Annotated in this window: 26 protein-coding genes; 13 read left to right on the top strand and 13 right to left on the bottom strand. The window is 71.1% G+C overall.

The features are described 5' to 3' along the window. The first annotated feature begins 85 nt into the window (after nucleotides 1-85). The 4 genes from DLJ58_RS23855 (at nucleotide 86) to DLJ58_RS33880 (ending at nucleotide 3,488) form a co-directional block, all read left to right on the top strand. Nucleotides 86-805, top strand: coding sequence for a hypothetical protein (locus DLJ58_RS23855; protein WP_124859460.1), 720 nt, complete (start codon nucleotides 86-88; stop codon nucleotides 803-805). Nucleotides 806-848: 43 nt separating this feature from the next. Beyond that, nucleotides 849-1,733 (top strand): hypothetical protein, encoded by an 885-nt coding sequence (locus tag DLJ58_RS23850; RefSeq protein ID WP_124859458.1) that lies wholly within the window; start codon nucleotides 849-851, stop codon nucleotides 1,731-1,733. 135 nt (nucleotides 1,734-1,868) lie between these two features. Then, nucleotides 1,869-2,177, top strand: coding sequence for a hypothetical protein (locus DLJ58_RS23845; RefSeq protein ID WP_124859456.1), 309 nt, complete (start codon nucleotides 1,869-1,871; stop codon nucleotides 2,175-2,177). Nucleotides 2,178-2,270: 93 nt separating this feature from the next. Further along, nucleotides 2,271-3,488, top strand: a complete 1,218-nt coding sequence (locus DLJ58_RS33880; RefSeq protein WP_158629623.1) for an Imm21 family immunity protein — start codon at nucleotides 2,271-2,273, stop codon at nucleotides 3,486-3,488. A 27-nt stretch (nucleotides 3,489-3,515) separates the two neighbouring features. Here the strand turns inward: DLJ58_RS33880 and DLJ58_RS23835 are convergent, their stop codons facing one another. The 3 genes from DLJ58_RS23835 to DLJ58_RS23825 form a co-directional block, all read right to left on the bottom strand. Next, nucleotides 3,516-4,100, bottom strand: a complete 585-nt coding sequence (locus DLJ58_RS23835) for a hypothetical protein (protein WP_124859454.1) — start codon at nucleotides 4,098-4,100, stop codon at nucleotides 3,516-3,518. Between the two features lie 30 nt (nucleotides 4,101-4,130). Beyond that, nucleotides 4,131-5,318, bottom strand: coding sequence for an NAD(P)/FAD-dependent oxidoreductase (locus DLJ58_RS23830; RefSeq protein WP_124859452.1), 1,188 nt, complete (start codon nucleotides 5,316-5,318; stop codon nucleotides 4,131-4,133). An 82-nt stretch (nucleotides 5,319-5,400) separates the two neighbouring features. After that, the gene (locus DLJ58_RS23825) at nucleotides 5,401-6,345 is read right to left on the bottom strand and encodes an RNA polymerase sigma-70 factor (RefSeq protein ID WP_124859450.1); all 945 of its coding nucleotides are present in this window, start codon (nucleotides 6,343-6,345) and stop codon (nucleotides 5,401-5,403) included. Nucleotides 6,346-6,411: 66 nt separating this feature from the next. On the opposite strand from DLJ58_RS23825, the gene DLJ58_RS23820 reads away from it, so the two are divergent. Continuing rightward, nucleotides 6,412-7,005 carry an HD domain-containing protein gene (locus tag DLJ58_RS23820; RefSeq protein ID WP_124859449.1) on the top strand — a complete coding sequence of 198 codons (594 nt, stop codon included), beginning with the start codon at nucleotides 6,412-6,414 and terminating at the stop codon, nucleotides 7,003-7,005. 6 nt (nucleotides 7,006-7,011) lie between these two features. On the opposite strand, the gene DLJ58_RS23815 is transcribed toward DLJ58_RS23820, so the two are convergent. The 4 genes from DLJ58_RS23815 to DLJ58_RS23800 form a co-directional block, all read right to left on the bottom strand. Beyond that, a complete protein-coding gene (locus DLJ58_RS23815) occupies nucleotides 7,012-8,232 on the bottom strand; it encodes an MFS transporter (RefSeq protein WP_124859447.1) in 1,221 nt (406 codons plus the stop codon). 75 nt (nucleotides 8,233-8,307) lie between these two features. Next, nucleotides 8,308-8,787 (bottom strand): hypothetical protein, encoded by a 480-nt coding sequence (locus DLJ58_RS23810; protein ID WP_124859445.1) that lies wholly within the window; start codon nucleotides 8,785-8,787, stop codon nucleotides 8,308-8,310. 9 nt (nucleotides 8,788-8,796) lie between these two features. Continuing rightward, nucleotides 8,797-9,270 carry a GNAT family N-acetyltransferase gene (locus DLJ58_RS23805; RefSeq protein ID WP_124859443.1) on the bottom strand — a complete coding sequence of 158 codons (474 nt, stop codon included), beginning with the start codon at nucleotides 9,268-9,270 and terminating at the stop codon, nucleotides 8,797-8,799. 10 nt (nucleotides 9,271-9,280) lie between these two features. Next, entirely contained in the window at nucleotides 9,281-9,886 is a 606-nt protein-coding gene (locus tag DLJ58_RS23800) for a TetR/AcrR family transcriptional regulator (RefSeq protein WP_208741292.1), read from the bottom strand. A gap of 132 nt (nucleotides 9,887-10,018) precedes the next feature. Between DLJ58_RS23800 and DLJ58_RS23795 the strand changes: the two genes are divergently transcribed. Together DLJ58_RS23795 and DLJ58_RS23790 are read left to right on the top strand one after the other, a co-directional pair. After that, nucleotides 10,019-11,038: an aldo/keto reductase gene (locus tag DLJ58_RS23795; RefSeq protein WP_124859441.1), complete on the top strand. Its 1,020-nt coding sequence runs from the start codon at nucleotides 10,019-10,021 to the stop codon at nucleotides 11,036-11,038. Nucleotides 11,039-11,086: 48 nt separating this feature from the next. After that, entirely contained in the window at nucleotides 11,087-11,641 is a 555-nt protein-coding gene (locus DLJ58_RS23790) for a Uma2 family endonuclease (RefSeq protein WP_091409135.1), read from the top strand. A 103-nt stretch (nucleotides 11,642-11,744) separates the two neighbouring features. Here DLJ58_RS23790 and DLJ58_RS23785 read toward each other — a convergent pair whose 3' ends face one another. Continuing rightward, the gene (locus DLJ58_RS23785) at nucleotides 11,745-12,185 is read right to left on the bottom strand and encodes a carboxymuconolactone decarboxylase family protein (RefSeq protein WP_244219100.1); all 441 of its coding nucleotides are present in this window, start codon (nucleotides 12,183-12,185) and stop codon (nucleotides 11,745-11,747) included. A 524-nt stretch (nucleotides 12,186-12,709) separates the two neighbouring features. Here DLJ58_RS23785 and DLJ58_RS23780 point away from each other — a divergent pair. Both DLJ58_RS23780 and DLJ58_RS23775 read left to right on the top strand, forming a co-directional pair. Further along, nucleotides 12,710-12,979, top strand: coding sequence for a hypothetical protein (locus DLJ58_RS23780; protein ID WP_124859437.1), 270 nt, complete (start codon nucleotides 12,710-12,712; stop codon nucleotides 12,977-12,979). Beyond that, the gene (locus DLJ58_RS23775; protein ID WP_124859436.1) at nucleotides 12,979-14,016 is read left to right on the top strand and encodes a hypothetical protein; all 1,038 of its coding nucleotides are present in this window, start codon (nucleotides 12,979-12,981) and stop codon (nucleotides 14,014-14,016) included. The genes DLJ58_RS23780 and DLJ58_RS23775 overlap by 1 nt, the downstream gene beginning before the upstream one ends. A 47-nt stretch (nucleotides 14,017-14,063) precedes the next feature. Here the strand turns inward: DLJ58_RS23775 and DLJ58_RS23770 are convergent, their stop codons facing one another. Both DLJ58_RS23770 and DLJ58_RS23765 read right to left on the bottom strand, forming a co-directional pair. Next, nucleotides 14,064-14,594 (bottom strand): SRPBCC family protein, encoded by a 531-nt coding sequence (locus DLJ58_RS23770; protein WP_124859434.1) that lies wholly within the window; start codon nucleotides 14,592-14,594, stop codon nucleotides 14,064-14,066. Then, nucleotides 14,595-14,906 (bottom strand): ArsR/SmtB family transcription factor, encoded by a 312-nt coding sequence (locus DLJ58_RS23765; protein WP_124859432.1) that lies wholly within the window; start codon nucleotides 14,904-14,906, stop codon nucleotides 14,595-14,597. It lies immediately after the preceding gene. A 98-nt stretch (nucleotides 14,907-15,004) separates the two neighbouring features. Between DLJ58_RS23765 and DLJ58_RS23760 the strand changes: the two genes are divergently transcribed. Further along, on the top strand, nucleotides 15,005-15,934 hold the full coding sequence (locus tag DLJ58_RS23760) for an LLM class F420-dependent oxidoreductase (RefSeq protein ID WP_124859430.1): 930 nt from the start codon (nucleotides 15,005-15,007) through the stop codon (nucleotides 15,932-15,934). Between the two features lie 32 nt (nucleotides 15,935-15,966). Here DLJ58_RS23760 and DLJ58_RS23755 read toward each other — a convergent pair whose 3' ends face one another. Further along, complete coding sequence (locus tag DLJ58_RS23755) at nucleotides 15,967-16,389, bottom strand: hypothetical protein (RefSeq protein ID WP_124859428.1); 423 nt, start codon at nucleotides 16,387-16,389, stop codon at nucleotides 15,967-15,969. A 120-nt stretch (nucleotides 16,390-16,509) separates the two neighbouring features. Here DLJ58_RS23755 and DLJ58_RS23750 point away from each other — a divergent pair, with 120 nt between their 5' ends. Together DLJ58_RS23750 and DLJ58_RS23745 are read left to right on the top strand one after the other, a co-directional pair. Further along, a complete protein-coding gene (locus DLJ58_RS23750) occupies nucleotides 16,510-17,262 on the top strand; it encodes a hypothetical protein (RefSeq protein WP_124859426.1) in 753 nt (250 codons plus the stop codon). Continuing rightward, on the top strand, nucleotides 17,259-18,530 hold the full coding sequence (locus DLJ58_RS23745) for an FAD-binding protein (protein WP_124859424.1): 1,272 nt from the start codon (nucleotides 17,259-17,261) through the stop codon (nucleotides 18,528-18,530). Before DLJ58_RS23750 ends, DLJ58_RS23745 begins: the two co-directional genes overlap by 4 nt. A 71-nt stretch (nucleotides 18,531-18,601) precedes the next feature. Here the strand turns inward: DLJ58_RS23745 and DLJ58_RS23740 are convergent, their stop codons facing one another. Then, the gene (locus tag DLJ58_RS23740) at nucleotides 18,602-19,747 is read right to left on the bottom strand and encodes a site-2 protease family protein (protein WP_124859422.1); all 1,146 of its coding nucleotides are present in this window, start codon (nucleotides 19,745-19,747) and stop codon (nucleotides 18,602-18,604) included. Nucleotides 19,748-19,878: 131 nt separating this feature from the next. Next, complete coding sequence (locus DLJ58_RS23735) at nucleotides 19,879-20,733, bottom strand: alpha/beta hydrolase (RefSeq protein ID WP_124859420.1); 855 nt, start codon at nucleotides 20,731-20,733, stop codon at nucleotides 19,879-19,881. Nucleotides 20,734-20,883: 150 nt separating this feature from the next. Here DLJ58_RS23735 and DLJ58_RS23730 point away from each other — a divergent pair, with 150 nt between their 5' ends. Beyond that, nucleotides 20,884-21,783, top strand: a complete 900-nt coding sequence (locus DLJ58_RS23730; protein WP_091409175.1) for an ABC transporter ATP-binding protein — start codon at nucleotides 20,884-20,886, stop codon at nucleotides 21,781-21,783. Nucleotide 21,784: the final 1 nt, after the last annotated feature.

Genomic DNA, 21,784 nt, shown 5'->3' with positions numbered 1-21,784 from the left:
CTTTCTGCGCCGTTTCCGGGCCGCTTCAGCGCGGCCCGGCACTCTTCGGACACCAGTCTTTTCCGCATCAGGAATGGAGCGTTCGATGAGTCGTTTGGCACACCGCCTCGCGGTGGTCGGGGTGGTCAGCGGGACGGTGCTGGCCATGTCCTCCGCCGCAGTGGCCCAGACCGACAAGCCGCCACAGAAGGGCGCCGACTGCGTGGTCGAGCACGTCGACGAGCGCGGCGAAGTCGTCCGTACCGACACCGCGCCCGAGGGCCGGGAGTACGGCCAGTTCCGCTGCGTCGGCGGGAAGTGGACGTTCGCCTGGGCGCCCTTCGGGGCGGACGACATGATCACGGCCGTCGAGATCCAGATCGACCCGGCGGGTGCCGTGTCGGTCCGGCGGTTCACCGGCCCCGCGCTCGGCAACGACCTCACCGTGGGCGAGATCGCCGGCATCGCCCAAGCCGTCAGCGGAAGCCGGCAGGTGCTCGTCGACCGCGCCATCGTGGCGGTCGACGACGGCAAGGAGCGGACCCCGGAGCAGATCGAGGCGCTGCTGGCCGGCAAGGACGACACCGGCGTACGGGTGCTGGACATCATCGAGAAGCCCAACGCCGCCATGTCGACGAAGGACGTCATCGACGAGGCCGGCGGGACACCCGAGACGACTGTCGTCTATTTCAGCCTCTGGGGCGCGATCAAGTCGGTGTTCGCCTGGATCGTGGACACGATCAGCGACGTCGGCGAGTGGATCGACGACCACTGCGACTGGGGATCCCCCAACAACACTGGGGACATCGTCACGTGTCGCTGGTAGCCCGTCCCACCCCGCCGACACCGATCACGGAAATGAGGACAGCATGACAACTCTGCGGGACATCACCAGGCGCGCCACCATCGTCACGACCGCCCTGATCGTCGGGCTGACCGCTTCGTACGCTCCGTCCCAGGCCGCCGAGGGGGAGGCCCGGACGACGATCACCGATCACCCCGGCGCCCCGGGCGCGATGCTTCAACAACTCGAGGACCTGACCGGTCGACCCGTCGGCGACCTGGACAAGGTGCTGGCCGTCGACACCGGCGGGCGCAACCTCACCGGCGACCAACTCGCGGCGCTCGCCGCCGGCAAGGAGGTCGACGGTGTCAAGGTCGTCGGCACGATCCCGGGCAGCCGGGAGGTGCTCGGCACGACAATGGCCGACCTCGCCGACGGGGCGTACGACGGCACTGGCGACGGCGGGACGGCGACGTCCCTGCTCTTCGCCTCGTCCACCTCCGGCGGCCGGGAGTGGTGCCTGACCATGTGCGTCGCGTCCGGCAAGTCCGTCTGGGAATGCCTGCTGTCGCGCCGGACCGGCGAGCTGATCCTCACCCTCGACCTCGACGGCGGCACCACGGTCGGCGCGACGAAGGCTGCCTTCGAGAAGGCAAATGGTGTCGCCGTCGACGGCCCGTCCAGCGTGCAGACGCTCATCGGCGATGGCGAGCCCTCGGCGGACGAGATCAGGACGCTCCTCGACGGCAAGGACATCACGTCGTTGCGCCGCGTGGCGACAGTGGACCGACCGGACCACGGGTGGGCGCTGGCCGACATCGCCGAGAAGTCAGGCGTTGTCTACGCGAAGACCAAGGGCCACCTCTTCACTCTCAACCTCCCGATCCTCGGCAAGATCCTCGTGTTCTGCGTCTCGCAGGACAACGGGAAGACCTGGAAGTGCTCGGCCCGTCAGTGGGGCGGTTTCTAACGGGTAGACCGCCGACGGTCCCGCTCCGCCTCGATCTCCCCGGTCGAGGCGGAGCGGGACCTGCTACTGGGCCGCAGGCTGACGAGTGTCTGGCAGGGACAGACGGTGACCCAGGGCGTCCCCGATACTCGGCAGGTGATCAGCAATGACTCTCGCGTCCCGTGGCTGCCTCGCGCGTCCCACCCAGCCGACAGCTCGACGCTGCCGCTCTACATGGTCATCTTCTTTGTCCTGGGACTCGTCGGCTTCGCGGCACACGGGTTGGCCGATGGCAGGGAAGGGCTCGTCCTCGCGAGCATCGTTTCGGGAGTGTTCTTCGCGTGCTTCCTGATCCTCTTCGCGATCTACTGGATCGGATACCTGCTCAAGGGGCACGCCATCTGGCAGGCCGAGCGCCAGGCCGAGTCCGATGGGCCGTCCACGGGTCAACAACGAGAGGACTGAGCCTGTCGGGTTGAGCCCGGCCTGCGGTCCGCCGCGACGTCGGTCTCTAGGATCGACAGCCTTGATGGCGAAGACGGTCTGCGGGAGCGCGTGGTGACGATCGAGGCAGAACGGCCAGCCGACCGGCTCGCCGACATCGCCGAGCGGGCCGAAGTCGTCCTCGTCGACTTCGACGGTCCGATCTGCCGTCTGTTCGGCAGCAGGGCCGCGCCGCGCATCGCCGCCGACCTGCGTCAACTGATCGTCGGCCGGGGCGTCGCCCTGCCCGATGAGCTGCGCGCCGGAGACGACCCGCTGGAGCTGTTCCGCGCGATCGCTGTGGTCGCGCCCGAGCTGGTCGGCGTCGTCGGTGCGGCCCTTGCGGCGGCGGAGGTCGAGGCAGCGGCGTCCGCGGAGACCACGATCGGAGCCTTCGACCTGGTCGCGGCGTGCCTGGCGACCGGGCGTCCCCTCGCCATCGTCAGCAACAACTCCGCCGCCGCCATCGGCGCCTATCTCGGGCGCCGCGACCGGGCCCGCTACTTCGCCGCCGTCATCGGGCGGGGGGAGCATCCCGATCTGCTGAAGCCCAACCCGGTGCCGGTGGAGCAGGCCCTGAAGGCGCTGAAGGTCGCACCCGATGCCGCTGTTCTGGTCGGTGACTCGGTCACCGACGTCGAGGCCGCCCGGGCAGCCGGTGTCGCCTGTATCGGGTACGCCAACAAACCCGGCAAGGCCGAACGCCTCACCGCCGCCGGTGCCGACGCGATCGTGACCGACATGACCGACCTGGCCGGCGTCCTCGCTCGTACGCGCAGGCCGGTCAGCCTGCTGCAGTGGGTCGATTCGGGCGGCGGGCCGCTCATCGTCGTGCCGACGACGGCGCTCGGCGACTGGAAGGGCGCGTCGGACGACGACGATGACTCCTGGGGTGACTACGACCGGGCCTGCGAAGTCGACGGTTACGTGGGGGTGCTCGATGTCGGTGCTGCCCAGGCGCTCGTTCTGGCCGACGAACCGGCCTCCACCACGTACCTCCCGGACCGGCGGATCTTCGTGCGGTGGCTCTACGCCGTCTCCGAGGCAGAGGTCGTCCGCCTCGTACCCCGGGCGGTCGAGATCGCCGACTGGGAGGACGCGGGCACGTGGACGACCAGCGGGCCAGCCGAGTTGTTCGACTCCGGCTATACCGGCGACGGGCTGGAGCACACCACCCACCTCACCGTGAACCTGGCCCGTGGCACGTACCTGATCCGCACCGCTTCCGTGCAACCCGACAAGAGGACGGCGCTGATGCTGGTGCACCTGGTCGAGCAGACGCAGTCAGCGTGACCGGCCGACGACGGGTCCTCGCCCCTGCTATGAGTCGGGCCGGGGCTCGCACAGGTGCAGGGCGTTCTCCTGCCAGGCGCTTCCGACGAGAGCGACCGGGTAGCGCACCTCTCTGAGCCGCTTGTCCTCGGTCTCGACGGAGAACCGCACCGACAACGGCTCCAGGTCGAACGCCGTCGCGCACTCCAATTGCAGATCGACGCGGATCTGGCCGGTGCCACCCGGGCGGACGTGCCGGGCCTCGCCCATGCCGCGTACCTGGACGCCCGGCCTCTCTGCCTGAACCGCGCGGATCGTGATCGGCGCGGGGCCGGTGTTGATCAGTGTCAGCTGCCCGTCCAGCACGACGGTTCCTCTGCTGTTCGAGCCTCCCGAATAGCCCGACTCGGGTAGGGCCACGAGGGAGACCGCAGTGGACCGCTCGCGCTGTGCACGAGAGTCTCGCAACTCACCGACACCGATGCCGCCGAGCACCACACCGATCACGAAGGCGGCGACGAGTTGAAGGAGCACCTTCCGCCTGTTGGCGACGTTCCCGTGGGCGATGTCGCTCCGTTCGGCCGGTTCATGACCGTGTTCGTCGAGATCGATCACCACATGCTCCGCCGCCATTGCGACAGCCTAGGGCTGGCGCGCGTCCGTTCAGGACGCGGCCGTGCGGACCTCCGACCGGGTCGGGACGACGCGGTGGCGGCGGACCGGGTACAGGACCGGGTGCGCGATGCTCCAGGCGGCGCCCGTGCAGACGAACTCCTTGTAGCGGGCCGCCAACTTTCCGGTGAGAAGGGCCGGCCTGGCCCGGTCGTCGGCGGTCACGTACTGGATGATGCCGTCGCGGCGGCCGAGGCTGATGCACTGGTTGAAGTAGCGCAGCGGGGTTTTGGGAAACTTCGCCCGACCGGTCAGGCGTGCGGCGATGGCGTCGGCGGCCTGCCAGGCCATCGGGATGCCCGAGGCGCAGGACATCCGCAGCGGCTTGCCGCCCGGTCCTTCGGCGATCGCCGCGTCGCCCACCGCGTACACCTCGGGGTGTGAGACCGACCGCATGCTGGCGTCGACGATGATCTGCCCGGTCTCCGCGACCGCCAGGGTCGTGGCGGCGGCGATGGGGTGCACGGCGAAGCCGGTCGTCCACACCGTCACCTGAGCCGGGATCTCCCGACCGTCGCGGGTGACCGCACCGGCCGCCCCGACCCGCGCGATGTCGGTGTGCTCGTGCACGGTGATGCCGAGCCGGTCGCAGACGCCACGCAGGTGCTGCTGCGCCTTGCCGTTGAGCCAGTCACCGAGACCGCCGCGGGCGGCGAGCGCGACATCGAGGTCCGGCCGGGTCTCGGCGATCTCGGTGACCGCTTCGAGGCCGGTGAGGCCGCCGCCGACGACGAGCACCGTCCCGCCGGCCGCGAGGTGGGCGAGGCGGTCGCGCAACCGCAGCGCCGAGGGCCTACCGGCGATGTCGTACGCGTGCTCGGCGACCCCGGGGACGCCGTGGTCGGCGGTAACGCTGCCGAGGGCGTAGACGAGCGTGTCGTAGGTGATCTCGTCGGTGCCGTTGTCGTCGGCGAGCGCGACGGTCCTGCGATCGGCGTCGACGGCGGTGACCCGGGCCAGCCGAGGCTTGACGCCGGTGCCGGCGTAGACCTCGCTCAGAGGGCGTGGTTTGAGGTCCTGCCCGGTGGCGAGTTGGTGCATGCGGACCCGCTCGACGAAGTCCGCGTCGGCGTTGATGACGGTGATCTCGGTGTCGTCCGGGTGCAGCCGCTTGGCGAGTCGCCCGGCGGCCATGGCTCCGGCGTACCCCGCTCCGAGGACGACGATGCGGTGCTTCATGGTGGCACTCCTGTCTCGGTGGTGGTCGCTTCCTGAACCGGACAGCGACGCGATTCCTGACAGGGGTCGGCTATGACCTGGGTCACCAGACGTGGAGAGTGGGCTCCTCATGCTCCGAGGCAGACCACTGCCGGGTGGCACGGGCGAGCTTGTCGGGGTTGACCTGGTTGTGGATGGCCGCGACGCCCTCGGGCGTCACCTCCACCGACATCACGCCGATGACCCGGTCGTCGATCACGACCACCACCGCCGGCGCGCCGTTGGCGGTGGAGACGTACACGGCCGGGCTGCCACCGACCAGGTCACGTTTGACGTCGGCGGGCTTGAACAGGCCACGCAGGAACTTCGCCACCGCCAGCGCGCCGACGATCGGCGCGGCCCGGGCCGGGATCTTGCCGCCGCCGTCGGCGGTGCTCGTCGCGTCGTCGGTCAGCAACTCCACCAGCCGCTGGATCTCACCGTTGTTGGCCGCCGTGAGGAACTCCGCGACGATCTTCCGGGCGGTGGCCCGGTCGACCTCCGCGCGGGCCCGTTCGGCGGTGACGTGCTGCTTGGCACGCCGGTAGGTCTGCTGGCAGTTCGACTCGGTGATGCCGAGGATCTCGGCGATCTCACCGTGCGAGTAGCCGAAGGCCTCCCGCAGCACGTACACCGCGCGTTCGTTGGGCGACAACCGCTCCAGCAGGGTGAGCACCGCCATCGAGACCGACTCGCGCTGCTCGGCGGTGTCGAGCGGGCCGAGCATCCGGTCCCCGGCGAGGACCGGCTCGGGCAGCCACGTGCCCACATAGGTCTCCCGCCTGGCCCGCGCCGACGTCAACTGGTTGAGGCACACGTTGGTGAGGACCTTCGTCAGCCACGCCTCGGGCGTCTCGACGTGCTCCCGGTCGGCGCCCTGCCAGCGCAGGAAAGTGTCCTGGACGGCGTCCTCCGCGTCGCTGGCCGAGCCCAGCAGGCGATAGGCGATCGCCTCCAGGCGGGCCCTGGAGTGCTCGAACACCTCGACCTCGTCCGAACTGAGCGGCATGACCAGACAGTATCCGGGCGGGCGGCGAACGGTTGTCGAGTGCGTGGTGGTCGTACCCTTGGCGCGGTGACGTCCGATTCGTTGCGCCGTGCCCTCACCGCACCCGCGGACCCGCCGCTACGGCCCCTGCCCGACCAGGTCGTCGCCCTGTTGGAGGTCCTGGACGCGCCGCCGCGCCTCGCCGCGCACCTGCGGGCCGTGCACGAGGTGGCCGCGCAGCTCACCGACGCGATGGCGCGCCGGTTCCCGCAACTCCCGTTCGACCGCGAGGCGGTGCTCTTCGGCGCCGCCACCCACGACATCGGCAAGGTCCGGCACCCGGAGGAGTTGTCCGGGCCCGGTTCCGCGCACGAGCCCGCCGGTTACGAGCTGCTGCTCCAGCACGGCGTCGCCGAGTCGTCGGCCCGGTTCGCGCGCGACCACGCGTCCTGGCACCAGGACGGCATCGACGTCGACGACCTGCTGGTCAGCGTCGCCGACAAGGTGTGGAAGGGAAAGCGGGGCACCGACCTGGAAGAGCTGCTCGTGGACCGGCTGGCCGACGCCACCGGCCGCGAGCGCTGGTCGGTCTTCCTCGACCTGGACGACATCCTCGATGAGATCGCCGCCGACGCGGACCGTCGACTCGCCTTCCAGGCGACCCATCCGGTACGCGGGTGAACCCGGTCAGCGGCTCGCCGGACCCGTCCCAGCCGTTCGGCGCGGCGAGAGCGCGCTCGGCGTCTCGTCGGGTGCCGTCGACCGGCGGCGGAACGTGGCCACCACCACGGCGGTCAGGCAGATCGCCGCGGCTGCCATGAGCGGCGGGCGGGCGCCGAGGTGGACGGCCGCGGAGCCGAGCGGGATCGCGACGACGAGCGGCCCGAACATCGCGGTGTTGGCCGTCGCGGAGACCCGGCCCAGCAGCGCCGACGGCGTGTGGGTCTGCACGGCGGTCACCGCCGCGACCAGGGCCCAGGGCAGCCCGACGCCGGCCACCACCGCCCCGACGACTGTGGCCGGCCACCACGGCAGGCAGCGCGCCAGGCAGCCGATCGCGAACAGCGCCGTTCCGGCGACACCGACGGCAACGGGACCTCGTGCCGCGATGAGCCGGCCCACGATCAGGCCACCGAGAATGGAACCGGCGCCCTGCGCGCTGGCCAGCACACCCAGGAATGTCGTCGGCAGGCGTAGCTCGGTCACGACGATCGCGTAGGTTCCCGCCGTCGTGAAGCCGGACATGGCGATCGACACCGCGGCGAGCGCGACCGCCAGACGGGTCGCTCGCTGTCCGAACAGGACCACCAATCCGGTACGCGGGCCGTCGCCGCGTTCGGTGGGCCGGTCGGTGGGCGCACGGTTCAGGCGAAGGAGCGCGTACAGGATGGCGACCAGGACCGGCATGGCCGCACTGAGGACGGCGACCGCGTGGCCGCCCCGCCACGCGTAGAGGCCGGCTCCGGCCAGGGGAGCGACGAGTTTCATGCCCTCCTGTGCGCTGGAGCGCCACCCGTTGACGTCGCCGAGTTCGGTCGGAGCGAGTGCCGACGGCAGCAGCGCCGTCTCGCCCGCGTCGATCAGCACGTAGCTGACGCCGTAGGCGCAGGAGACGGCGAAGATGAGCCAGGTCTGCGCCGGCCCGCGTACCGCGAGGAGCGCAAGCAGGGCGGCTGCAAGCATGAGGTTGACGGCGATGACCAGCGGCCGCCGGGGTGCCCGGTCGAGCAGACCGCCCAGCCACGGGCCGGCGAGCACCGGGGCGTAGACGCAGAGCCCGGCGAGGGCGGCGAGGCTGGTGGAGCCGCTGACGTCCAGGATCCAGATGCCGGCGACCAGGGACATGGCGCTGCTGCCGAAGCCGGACAGCAGGGAGATCGCCACGAACAGGCCCGCGTTGCGACGCATGAGCGCTCCGAGTTGAGTCGAGGTGACTCACATCCTCGGCCTTGAGTTGACTGCCGGCAATGCTGCTGAGACCTGTCAACGCTCCGTTGACAGGGCGGCATCGATCGTGGCTGCGGCGGTCCGCGCGGGCGCGGGCAGTCGCTCACCCGCTTCGGCGAGATCGGTGGCGAGGAGCAGGGCCAACGCGTACAGCGAGCCCGGGGCGGCGTCCAACGCGGCGTCCACGGTGCTCCGCACCAGCGCCGCTCGACGAAATCGGCTGTCCCACCGCCGATCGGCGCCGATCCAGCGGCCAAGGTCGGCGACCGCCGCCCGCAGCGCCGCGATCTGCGGGGGTAACCCGAGGTCGAGCTGCTGCCGCCGCGACCAGCGCGCCGCCACCAGCCGTTGTCGACGCTGCTCGGCGGCCTGCCGGCTGCCGAGGCCGAGCGCCGTCGCGATCTGGGCCCACGTTGCACCGTCGTGGCGCGCGCGGTCGATGATCTCCAGCTCCTGCTCGTCCAGCCGAGCGCGGGTAGCGCGGACCTCCGCCAACCGATCCAGCTCCGACGTCATCCGTCAACGTTACATTGACACTGTCCGGGTCTCGGCGGTGATCTTCCTGGGTGCGCGGACCATGAGCACGTCGACCGGATCCTCGGTGTCGAGGGTGAATCCGTGCCGCTCGTACAGCCTCCGGGCCGGGCTGCCCCGCAGCACGTTCAGCCGCACCGGCGTGCGGAGGCGGTCGCACCGGTCCAGCAGGTCGCGCAGCACGGCCGTGCCGATGCCACTGCCCTGTAGCCGCGGGGCCAGGTAGAAGTGCTCCAGCCAGTGGGCGTCCGCAGCGGGCCGCAGCGCCACGCAGCCGGCGAACGCGCCGTCCACCTCGACGACCCAGGTGTACGCCGGTGCGAAACCGTCCCGCAGGCGCTGCCGCACCCGCTGTTCGTCGTACCGCCCGAGCCGCTCCAGATCGGCCCGCAGCACCACCGCCCGCAACTCGGCCACCGCCTCGACGTCCGCCGCCGAGGCCGGCCGAAGCTCCCAGTCCGCCATGATCAATAAGCTATCGCGGCCCGGTGCCCTGGTGGTGCTGGCGCAGCCCGGCGACGAGGATTTCGACCATGCGACGCGCGTCGTAACGGGGTTCGCCGGCACCGATGCAGAGATTGCCGACACCGCGCAGCAACTCGAAGGCCGTCACGTCGGGGCGGATCTCGCCGGCCGCGGCAGCGGCGTCGAGCAGGTGGGCGCACGCCGGCACGAGGCGGTCCAGGAAGTAGGCGTGCAGGGTCTCGAAGGCCGCGTTGTCGGACTGAAGCGCCTCGGCGAGGCCGTGCTTGGTGACCAGGAAGTCGACGAAGAGGTCGATCCATTGGGCGAGGGCGGCGTGTGGTGTGCCGCTGTCGGCCAGCAGCGCCGGGCCTGCCTCGGCGCACGCCTCGACCTGGTGCCGGTAGACGGCGACGATGAGGTCGGCGCGGGTCGGGAAGTGGCGGTAGATGGTGCCCACACCGACGCCGGCCCGGGCGGCGATGTCGCGTACGGGCGCGTCCACGCCCGAGGTGACGAAGGCCGCGGCGGCGGCGTCCAGCAGTGTCGCCTCGTTGCGCCGGGCGTCGGCCCGCTTCCGCGGAGTCGACCTCCCCGATTCGCTGTCGATGTCGGCCACCGAGCCGTTACCTCCGTCACTTGGCAAACGGAACACTGTTCCGGATTGTTCTTAGCGGAACGTGGTTCCACTTGCTCAGGATGCCAGAGCCTGTGGGCCAGTGTCACCTCACCCTTCCGTGGAGGAACAGCCATGCAGTACCGCACCCTGGGGCGCACCGGCGTCCAGGTCAGCACCCTCGTGCTCGGCGCAATGAACTTCGGCAAACTGGGGCACACCACTCAGGGCGAGGCGACGGCGATCGTCGACGCCGCGCTGGAGGCCGGGATCAACCTGATCGACACCGCCGACATGTACAGCCAGGGCGAGTCGGAGCAACTGGTCGGCAAGGCCATCGCCGGCCGTCGCGACGACATCGTGCTGGCCACGAAGGCCGGCATGCCGATGGGCGACGAGCGCAATCAGCGGGGCAGCTCGCGCCGCTGGCTGGTCACCGAGTTGGACAACAGCCTGCGCCGCCTCGGCGTCGACCACGTCGACCTCTACCAGATCCACCGGTGGGACCCGACCACCAGCGACGAGGAGACCCTGTCGGCGCTGACCGACCTGCAACGGGCGGGAAAGATCCGTTACTTCGGCTCCTCGACCTTCCCCGCGTACCGCATCGTGCAGGCCGAGTGGGCCGCGCGGGAGCACCACCTGGGCCGTTACGTCACGGAGCAGCCCAGCTACTCGATCCTGCAACGGGGGATCGAGGCCCACGTCCTGCCGGTAACCGAGCAGTACGGGCTCGGCGTGCTCGCCTGGAGCCCGCTCGCCTCGGGCTGGCTCTCCGGCGCGATCCGCGCCGGCCGGGAGATCACCACCAGCCGCTCGGCGCTCCTGCCCGCCCGCTTCGACCTCAGCGTTCCGGCCAACCAGGCCCGGCTCCACGCCGTCGAGCAGCTGGCCACCGTCGCCGACGAGGCGGGGCTCACCCTGATCCAGCTCGCACTCGGGTTCGTCACCGCGCACCCGGCCGTGACCAGCGCGATCATCGGCCCCCGCACCATCGACCACCTGCACGCCCAACTCGCCGCCGCGGACACCGTGCTCCCGGCCGACGTGCTCGACGCGATCGACGCGATCGTCGCACCCGGGGTCGACCTCGCCGCAGCCGAGAAGTTCGACACCCCGCCCGCCCTGCTCGACCCGGCGCGGCGGCGTCGCTGAGCCAACGGGTGCGGTGATCGCCGCCGCTGGTCACCTAGGATGTGACTCATGAGCGCTGAGGCTGTCGGCATGCACATGCCCGCCGTTGTGACGCTCGACGACGTGGCGGCGATGAACGCCGCCGACCCGAACGGTCACCGCTACGAGACCAGCCCCGAGGGGGTCCTGTCGGTCATGCCGCCCCCCGATTCGGAACATGCCATGATCGCCAGTCGCCTCTTCGCCTGGTTGATCGTGGCGGGTTGGCCCGCCGAGCAGGTGCTTCAGGCAGTCGGTGTGCGCATCTCCGGACCGGACGGCGACGGTGGCCGCATCCCCGACGTGAGTGTCTGGCGTAAGCCGCCGTCCCGCAGCGTCTGGGCCGCCGTCGCCGACGTCGTACTCGTCGTGGAAATCGTCTCGCCGGGCTCGGAGGCGATGGACTCCGTGACCAAGGTCCGCGAGTACGCGTCGGCGGGGATCCCGCAGTACTGGGTGGTCGATCGGGACGGCGCCCAGACGGTCACCCTGCACCGGCTGGGCGGGGACGGCAGCTACGAGACGCGGGCGCGGATGCCGCTGGCCTGGCTGCTCCAGACCGCCCCCGCCGACCATCTCGACTGAAGGCCAGCACCGACGGCCCTGGCCTGTCGTATCGTGCCGGGATGGTGCGGCCGGTGTGGGCGAACGGTGACGCGTACGAGGCCGGGTGACATCCCGGCGGACCTTACTTGCCAGGGCCTGAGCGTTCCGGGTCCTCTGCGAAGACCTGGGCCGCGACCTGGTAGCCGTCGAACGCGCGTGCTACGCCAGCGTAGGCCGCGACCTGAAGAAAGACTTCGGCGATCTCTTCCTTGGTGGCGCCGGCGTTGAGCGCGATGCGCAGCTGACCACGAAGGGGCTCCAGGACGCCGAGCGTCGCCGCGATGGTGACGGACACCAGTGCCCGCGTCCGTGTATCTAGGTGCTCGGTGCGCGGCCAGACGTCGCCGAAGGCGTGCATCGTCGCGATCCGTTTGAAGTCTGCGCCGTTGGCTGGCTCACCAGGGGTGGTGCCAAGAAAGCGCTCCAAGCGGAAGCCCAGCAGGCGCTCAGCCGTGTCCAGCGCGGCGGCGTACCCCGGGTCTGTGGCCGCAGATGCCGGATGATTCGTCGTCACGATGCTCACTCTTCCATATACAAGGACGAAACAACGATATCCGGCATTTCAAAGGTGACTGAAGGGCCGTACGCGGCACGCCGCCCGAGTAACCGTCGCGCCGAGCCTTGCCGGAGGTTGTCACAATTCGGACAAGACGGTAAAGCCCCTGGTAGAGCACCCTTGGGACAGGTGGAGGTAGACGGGTGGCGGGCCACATCCCGATCCTCCGGCCCGATGGGGACAGCATCGTCCGCACCGGTGCCGCCCTCACCCAGCCCGGCCTCGAAGCCGTGGCGGTCACGGCACAGCTGCCGTGCCGATCACGCGTACGACAGGCCGTGGCTGTCACCGACACCCCTGCGGGCGCCCGCAGCGGTGCATCCGCCCATCGGGACACGGACGTCAGCACCACCGGCAGTCAGGCAGCGCCGTCCGCCGGTCGTGCCTGCCGTTCCCGTGCCCCGCCGGCCTTTCGCACTGTGGACCCCGCCGGGTCCGACGTCGCTGAACCGCGCGCCGAGGCCCGGCGACCGAGCCAGAGAGGGCCCGACATGGCCGCTCCCACTGCAACCGCAGCCCTGAACGCATCCGTCTTCGCGCCGGGTGACCAGATGCTGCTGACCGTCACCTACTCGGACGCCGACACCAAACCGCTGACCGTCACCATCGTGGTCACCGACGCGCAGGGCAACAGCAGCGCGCCGGTCAAGGTCACGGCGGTCATCGACCCGCTCACAGTGACCGTCACCGACAACTCCGGACGTACCTGGACCCGGGTTTCCGACAACGGCTCCGTGGCCGTGTATCGGTCGGTGGCGTGATGCCCCGGGTCACCGTCCAGGTCCGCGACGCCGCCGGCAACACCGCGACGGCCGCCGCCGACTACAGCCTGAGCCAACCCGTGCTCGGCGGCTACTACCTCTCCGGGGGCGCCGACCCGACCGCCGACATGACCGGCGGCAACTTCCGGTCGCTCACCCAGTACCGAAGCTTCGCCGACGGCTACATCTTCCCCGGCTACAACCGGCCCTGGCTGGTCAACCTGGGCAAGGCCGGTGTGCAGATGAACATGGTCCTGGAGTTGAAGAGTTACGGCGCCCCGAACTACGGGCCGCAGAGCTTCACGGTGGACGGCGTCAGCTACACGGTGCCGGCCCCGTCGATGACCATCCAGCAGCGACCCGGCACCACCTGGCCGAGGGCGTACGGGTACGGCCAGGTGATCAAGGGGCAGTGCGACGGGTTGTTCGCCCGCGCCCTGTCGCAGTACCGGGCGCTCGGTTTCGGGGTGAACATCCAGCTTGCCTCGGAGTTGGACACCGATCACGAGTTCGGCACCACCGAGGACGGGAAGGCGTACACCTGGGCCGAGTCGGACGCTCGCGCGGTGCAGGCGATGAACTACATCCTGACGTGGTTCAAGGCGCGGACGCTGCCCACCGGGACGACCTTCTCGGTGGGGTTGGGTGGCTTCGACCGGGAATGCTTCCAGCGCACCCACCCGGAGTCGCTGATGTCGCGCCTCGACTACCTCCAGTGGAACGTGTACGGCACCAACGCCAGCCACACCGCGCTGGCCCGGTTTCGTCGCACCAAGGACTGGGCGGTGGCGGATCTCGGGCCGGTGGCGCTGTCCCGACCCGTGATCATCGCGGAGTGGGGCGTCAGGGTCGCCGAGATCCCGAACCAAGCCGCCTGGATCGCCACCGTCCCGCCGGCGATCGCCCAGCTCAACGCCGAGCACGGGCCACGGATCGTGCGCACCAACTACTTCAACTCCGGGTGGGGCACCCTGGTGCCGAAGGCGGCCGGGTTAACCGCGCTGCGCGAGGCGTACGCCAAGCGGCCGTACGTCTGACCGGGTTCCGGCGGCTCCGGGCTCCGGGGCCGCCGGAACTGCACCGGTCAGCCCTCACCGAGCCGTTCGGCGTACGCGTCGCGCAGCTCGGGCCAGCCGAAGTCCTTGGCCTCCGCGCCGCGGATCGGGCCGACCGGGTCGCCGTCGAGCAATCGGTCGGCCACGTCGAGGCAGAGGTGCCAGCCGGCCGCGACCATCGGCAGCATGCCCCGGTCGGCGACGGTGTGCCGCAGGGTGAGCCGGGTGCCGCTGCCCAGCGGGCTCAGCTCCCAGCGCAGCAGGTCGTCGCCCCAGGTGTACTCCAGCAGGTGCGGCGGCTCGGCCCGGCGTACCGTCGCCGGGTCCTCCTGGGTGGTCTCGCCGTCGACGAGGGTGAGCACGGCGGCGCCGGCGTTGCCGAGATCGCGGTCGGCGAGGAACGGCGCCCACTGCGCGAGCTGGGCCGGGTCGGTCAGTGCCGCCCAGACGGTGGCTGGCGGATGCCGCAGGTCGCGGACGAAGACGAGGGTCGCGCGAGCGTCGTTTCGCTCGGCGTGCACGTCGGCGGGTGGGCTCGGGCGGAACGCGTCGCGGTCCATTCACTGCTCCTGACTGTCGAGGTGCCGTTCCAGGGCGTCCAGGTGTCGGGCCCAGAGCCTCCGGTACGGGTCGAGCCAGCCGTCGACGACCCGCAGCGGGCCGGGGTCGAGGCGGTAGATCCGCTGTCGGGCGGCCGTCCGGCAGGTGACGAAGCCGGCGTCGCGAAGCACCCGCAGGTGTTTGGAGACGGCTGGCTGGCTGACCCCGAGCCCATCGACCAGCTCGCCGACGCTGCGTTCGGCGTCGCGGAGCTGATCGAGGATCCGGCGCCGGGTGGGCTCGGCGAGGACGGTGAAGGCGTCGGTGGGCACCTTTCCAATATGCCTCCTCCGCCATATGACTGTCAAAGCATATGACGACGGTCCCCGTCCCGACGCGCCACCGCCGATCAGCTCCCTATGCTCGGATCATGGAACTTCGGATCTTCACCGAGCCCCAGCAGGGTGCCACCTACGACCAGTTGCTCGCCGTCGCCCGCTGCGCAGAGGACGCCGGCTACGGCGCGTTCTTCCGGTCCGACCACTACCTGATGATGGGTGACGTGAGCGGCGAGCCCGGCCCCACCGACGCGTGGACCACGCTCGCCGGCCTGGCCCGGGAGACCAGCCGCATCCGGCTCGGCACGCTGATGACCGCCGCCACCTTCCGGCTGCCCGGCCCGCTGGCGATCACCGTGGCGCAGGTCGACCAGATGAGCGGCGGCCGGGTGGAGCTGGGCATCGGCACCGGCTGGTTCGCCGAGGAGCACAGCGCGTACGGCATCCCGTTCCCGCCGCTGGCCGAGCGGTTCGACCGGCTGGAGGAGCAGCTCGCTGTGATCACCGGGCTCTGGTCCACGCCGGCGGGGGAGCGGTTCGACCACGACGGCCGGTACTACCCGGTCCGGGACTCTCCCGCCCTGCCCAAGCCCGTGCAGCAGCCGCGTCCTCCGATCCTGCTCGGCGGGACGGGCCCGAAGCGCACCCCTCGGCTGGCCGCCCGCTACGCCGACGAGTTCAACCTGCCGTTCGCCTCGGTGCCGGACACCGCGGCGCAGTTCGACCGGGTCCGCGCGGCCTGCGTCGAGATCGGCCGGGACCCGGCCGGGATGGTCTGGTCCAACGCCCTGGTGCTCTGCTGCGGGCGCGACGACGCCGAGGTGGCCCGCCGGGCCGCCGCCATCGGCCGCGAACCCGACGAGCTGCGGGCCAACGGCCTGGCCGGGACACCCGCCGAGGTGCTGGACACCATCGGCCGGTACGCGGAGATCGGCAGCGAGCGGCTCTACCTCCAGGTGCTGGACCTCAGCGACCTGGAGCACCTGGAGCTGGTCGCCAGCGAGGTGATGGCGAAGCTCTGAGTCGGCCGGTGGCCGTGGGACGTTGCCGCCGGTCAGGCCCGGTGGGCGCCCGTCCCGACCGTCTTCGGGTCGCCCAGCACGGTGTCCAGCCGCCCATCGCGGTCACTGTCCACGTAGGTGATGTCCGGGATCCCGTCACCGTCCACGTCGATCTGCACGACGTCGGCGACGCCGTCACCGTCGAGGTCGGTGACCACCTCCACCGAGCCGTCCAGGTGACGCGTCACGATCGACTGTGCGCCAGGGGCGCGCGGTGGCGGGCCGGGTGCCGGCACCGGCGTCGGAGCGGGCGCGGGTGCCGGTGTGGGCCGAGGACCGGGAGTGGGCGACGGGTGGCTGGCAAACCCGCCGGCCGGCGGCGCGCTGGCCTGCTCGACCTCGGTGCCGGTGGGGTCCAGCTCCTCCTCGGAGGGGAAGACGTCACCTCGTGCGGCCGGATCGCGGTAGCTGCTCATGGGCGTAGGGTTCCCCGACGACGACGAGAACAACCGTGCCCGATCGACCGGTGCCCTTGGTGCCCGGTCTGGCGGAAGATGTCGGGACCGACGCCACGGTCATGAAACGGGGGTCCGAGCGTGGAACTGCGCCGGAATCGGGGGGCCCGTGCGCTCGCCCTGGTCTGCGTACTCGGTGGAGTGCTCCTGTTGGTCTATCCCAGCGACGGCGCCCTGCTACGGACGATCATCGCGGTGGGGGCGATCGCGCTCGGCGCGCTGGCGCTGGTCAGCGCGATGCGGCCGTTCCGGTTCAGGATCCACTCGGAAGGGCTCAGCATCCGGCGTCCCGGGCTGCGCCGGGAGATTCGGTGGGACGAGGTCGACGCGCTGGTCCTCGACGAGCCGCCCCGACGCGACGGCTACGCGAAACCGCCGCGACTGCTGATGGTGCCGGTGCAAGGTGTGCCCCGTGAGCTGGTGACCGCCCGCCATCCGCTCGACGGCCGAGCCGCAGTCGAGTTGCTCGTCCTCGACCAGGTCCGTGAGCAGCCCGAGCAGGTGTCGGCCGCGTTGACCCGCTATGCCGGCGACCGGTTCGTCGACCTGCTCGCGGTGCGCCGCGCCGCCTTCGAGGCACCGGAGCTTACGGTCGGTCTGCGTGGCTACCAGATGGACCGGGTCGACCGGTTGATCCGACGTGGCCAGGACGCGCTGATGTCAGGGGACACGTCAGCCCGGCAGGCGGCCCGGGGGGAGATCGAACGCGCCACCAGGGCCGGGCTGCCGATCGCCCAGCGTGGCTACAACACGTTCCAGACGGATACCGTCCTGGGTGCCCTCGTCGCCGCGTTGGCCGACCACCAGAGCACCGATCGGGAGACCGCCACATGACCGCGCAGGGATCGCACGCCGCGTCGACCACTGACGTTCCGCGCCGCAACTGGGCCGGCAACGTGCGGTACGCCGCGAAGGCGTTCCACCGCCCCACCTCCGTCGACGAACTACGCCGGCTCGTCGCCGGCAGCAGCCGGATCCGCGCGGTGGGCAGCGGGCACTCCTTCAACCGTATCGGCGACACCGACGGTGACCTGGTCAGCCTCGCCGGGCTGCCCCCGGTCGTCGAGGTGGACCACGAGCGCGGGCAGGTCACCGTGAGCGGCGCGATGCGCTACGGCGACGTCGCCCGACAGCTGCACACCCAGGGGTACGCGCTGGCGAACCTCGCCTCGCTGCCGCACATCTCGGTGGCCGGCGCGGTGGCCACCGCCACCCACGGCTCCGGCCAGACCCACGGCAACCTGGCCAGCACGGTCGCCGGCCTGGAGTTGGTCACCGCCGACGGCGATCTGCTCCGGGTCGACCGCGACACCGACACGTTCGCCGGCATGGTGGTCGGGCTCGGCGCGCTGGGCCTGGTCACCCGCGTCACAGTCGACGTCGTGCCGACCTTCGCGCTGCGCCAGTACGTACGCCTCGACCTGGACCGGACGGCGTTGGACGAGGCGCTCGGCTCGGCGTACAGCGTGAGTGTCTTCACCGACTTCCGTGAGCCCCGGCTGCGCGAGGTGTGGCGCAAGCAGTTGGCGGACCAGCCGCCACCCCCGGCGGACTGGCTGGGCACCACCGCGGCCGACCAGCCCCGGCACCCGGTGCTCGGCATGCCGGCGGAGAACTGCACCCCGCAGCTCGGCGAGCCGGGCCCGTGGCACGAGCGGCTGCCGCACTTCAAGCTCGGCTTCACACCGAGCAGCGGTGACGAACTGCAGTCCGAGTACCACGTCGCGCGGACGGCGGCGGCGGACGCGCTCGCCGCGCTGGACGACCTGGCGGATCTGATCGCCCCGGTGCTGCTGGTGTCCGAGCTGCGGACGGTGGCGGCCGACGAGCTGTGGCTCAGCCCGAACTACCGGCGGGACAGCTTCGTGCTGCACTTCACCTGGATCGAGGACACCGCAGCGGTGCTTCCCGTGGTGGCCGCCGTGGAGGAGCGGCTGGCGCCCTTCGCGGCCCGCCCGCACTGGGGCAAGGTCTTCGTCACCGACCCGGCCGAGCTGTCCGCCCGCTACCCGCGCTACGCCGACTTCGCCGCGCTCCTGGCCGACCTGGACCCGAAGGGCACGTTCCGCACCGACGCCCTGGACCGCTACTTCCCCCGCTGACCCCGCGCCCCTTCCGTTGATCATGAGGTTGGCGGTGCCGAGGCCGGCGTGTCGCGCCGCCAACTCCATGATCAACGGGAGGGGGTGGAGGTGGGGGTGCGGAGGGTGCTGCGTTGGACGGCGCGGCTGATGTCGCTGGGGGAGACGATCCCGGTCAGGTGGCCGTCTTCGGTCACCACCAGCGCGCGGCCGTCGGCGCACTCGGAGAGCCGGGGGAGCAGGTCGTTGAGCTGCTCACCGGGCTGGGCCAGCACCAGTTCGTCGGCCCGGCAGGCCACCTCGGCCAGCGTGGTCGACGCCCGCCGCTCCGGCGGCACGCCCCGCACCCGGTCGACGGTGACCAGGCCGATCGGTCGGCCGTCCTCGGTCAGCGGCAGCGCCGAATGCCGGTACGCGAACAGGTAGTGGTCGACGAAGTCCGCGACCGTCATCTGCGCCGAGGCGGTCTGCGGCTGCGGGGTCATCACATCGCCCACCCGAATCCCGCGCAGCGCGGTGCCGGTGCGGGCCTGCCGCTCCTCCATCCCGGCCGCGCCGATCAGGAACCAGCCGATCAGGGCCAGCCAGAGCCCGCCGAAACCGACCCCGGACAGGAACTGCCACAACCCCAGGCCGATCAGCAGCACACCCAGCACCCAGCCGGCCCGGGCGGCGACCACTGACGCTCGGGTCCGGTCCCCGGTGGCCTTCCAGACCGCGGCGCGCAGCAACCGGCCACCGTCCAGGGGCGCGGCCGGCAGCACGTTGAAGATGGCCAGCAGCACGTTGATGCCCGCCAGCCAGGCCACCGCCCCGAACAGCAGCCCGCCCTGCCCGGCCAGCGCGAGCACCGCCGCGATGGCACCGAAGAACGCCCCGATCAGCAGGCTGACCAGCGGGCCGACACCCGCGATCCGCAACTCCGCGCCCGGGTCACGCGGCTCGCCCCGCAACTCGGCGACACCGCCGAACAGCCACAGCGTGATGCCGTCGACAGTCAGCCCGTTGCGCTTGGCCACCACCGCGTGCGACACCTCGTGGGCGAGCAGGCCGACGAAGAACACCACCGCCGCAGCCAGGCCGGCGAGCAGGTACGCCACTGGTGAGCGGTCCGGGTACGAACGGGGAAACTGGTTCGCGGCCAAACCCCACGCGATCAACGCGAAGATGACCAGCACGCTCCAGTTGACGCCGACCGGCACTCCCGCGACCCGGCCAAGCCGGAAACTGGCCCTCATCGCACAGAGGTACCCCGCCAGGACGCCGACATGCCGCACCGCCAGCGTGGTCTTGCGTGATCAGGCGATGAGAAACAGCTGTCAGAGGCATTCCAGAGCTGTTTCTCATCACCTGATCACGGCAACCGGGGTCAGCGGCGGGGGGCCTCGCTGGCGATTGTCGCCTCCCGGGGCAGGGCCGCCGCACGCAGCGCCCAGTCCAGCGCGTAGTCGGCGATCGGCTCCCAGCCGTCCTGCCCGACGGTGAAGTGTGATCGGCCGGCGAACTGCTCGTACGCGGTGAGGGCCCGGGACTTCTGGTAAAGCCCGGCGTTGGCGCGGACCACCGACGCCGGCACCACGTGGTCGACCTCGCCGGCCATCAGCAGCAGCGGGGCCCGGTCGTTACGCCCGAAATCGACCCGGGCCGGCGAACGAGGGTCGAGGTTGGCGAACGCGCCCTCGAAGAAGACCCGCCCGGCGCCGGGGACGGCGTAGCGCTGCCAGGCCCGGTCGGAGTCCTCGCGGCTCATCGTGTTGCCGAACGTGTAGGCGAAGTCGTCCTCCGTGAACGGGACGGCCTTGTTGCGGTTGGCGGGGCTGCGCAGGATCGGGAAGCCCGAGCGCAGCTGACTCAGCGGCACCTTGAGCACCCCCTTGATCGCCGCGGGATGCACCCCCACCACTGCCGCGCCGAGCCCCCGGTCGGCGAGGACCTGGGCGAACAGGCCGCCGAACGAGTGCCCCATGATGATCGGCGGTCGGGGCAACGCCCGGATGATCTTGTCGTAGTGCGCGACGATCGTGGCCATGCTCTGCTCGGCGATGGGGCCGGGGTCGTCGCGCAACTGCTCCACGGACCGGTCCATGCCGGGCCAGGCTGGGGCGATGACGTGCATGCCGCGTTCGGTGTACCGCTGGGCCCACCCCTCCCAGCTGCGCGGCGTCATCCAGAGTCCGTGGATCAACACGATCGTGTCGACCTGACCCTGCGGCGTGGCACCCATCGCGTCCTCCCGGTGTCGCGGCTTCGGCCCGGCGGTTACCCGCTGCCGGGCGGGGAAACCATCCGGGGAACGGCCCCCTGACAAATGTCACGGTCGGAGCGTGACGACCGCTCCGGGCATCGGGGTACGCCGCGCCGGAGCATCAGTGGCATGACCAGTACGCATCCGGCTGTCGAGTTGGACGGCCTCACCAAGAGCTTCGGCGCGGTCACCGCTGTCGACGGGTTGAGCCTTCGGGTGCAGCCCGGCGAGGTGGTGGCGTTCCTCGGCCCGAACGGCGCGGGCAAGACCACCACCATCGACATGCTGCTCGGGCTGTCCCGCCCGGACAGGGGCACCGTCCGCGTCCTGGGCGGCACCCCGGACGACGCGGTGGCCCGAGGTCGGGTCGCCGCCGTACTCCAGACCGGCGGGCTGCTCAAGGACCTCACCGTGGGCGAGACGGTACGGATGACCGCCCACTTCTACCGGCACACCCGCCCGGCGGCGGAGGTGCTGGAGCGGGCCGGTATCACCGACATCGCCGACCGGGTGGTGGGGCGCTGCTCGGGCGGTCAGCAGCAACGACTGCGCTTCGCGCTGGCCCTGCTGCCCGACCCGGACCTGATGGTGCTCGACGAGCCGACCACCGGCATGGACGTCGAGGGGCGGCGGGACTTCTGGCAGGCGCTGCGCCGAGACGCCCGGCGCGGACGGACCGTCATCTTCGCCACCCACTACCTCGACGAGGCGGACGCGTACGCCGACCGGATCGTGCTGGTCCGGCAGGGGCGCATCGTCGCCGACGGCACCACCGCGGAGATCAAGAACCTGGCCGCCGGCCGTACCGTGCGGGCCACCCTGCCCGGCGCGGACCAGGCCGCGCTCGCCGCGCTGCCCGGCGTGGACGCCGTGGAGGTACGCGGCGACAGCGTGCTGGTGCGGACCGGCGACTCGGACGCCATCGCCCGGCACCTGCTGACCCGGACCGCCGCCCGGGACGTCGAAATCACCTCCCGCAACCTCGAGGACGCCTTCCTCGCCCTGACCACAGCGCAGACCGGAGCCTGAG

This window comes from Micromonospora arida, assembly GCF_003857035.1.
Taxonomy (GTDB): Bacteria; Actinomycetota; Actinomycetes; order Mycobacteriales; family Micromonosporaceae; genus Micromonospora; species Micromonospora arida.
This window is presented reverse-complemented; position numbering and strand designations above follow the sequence as displayed.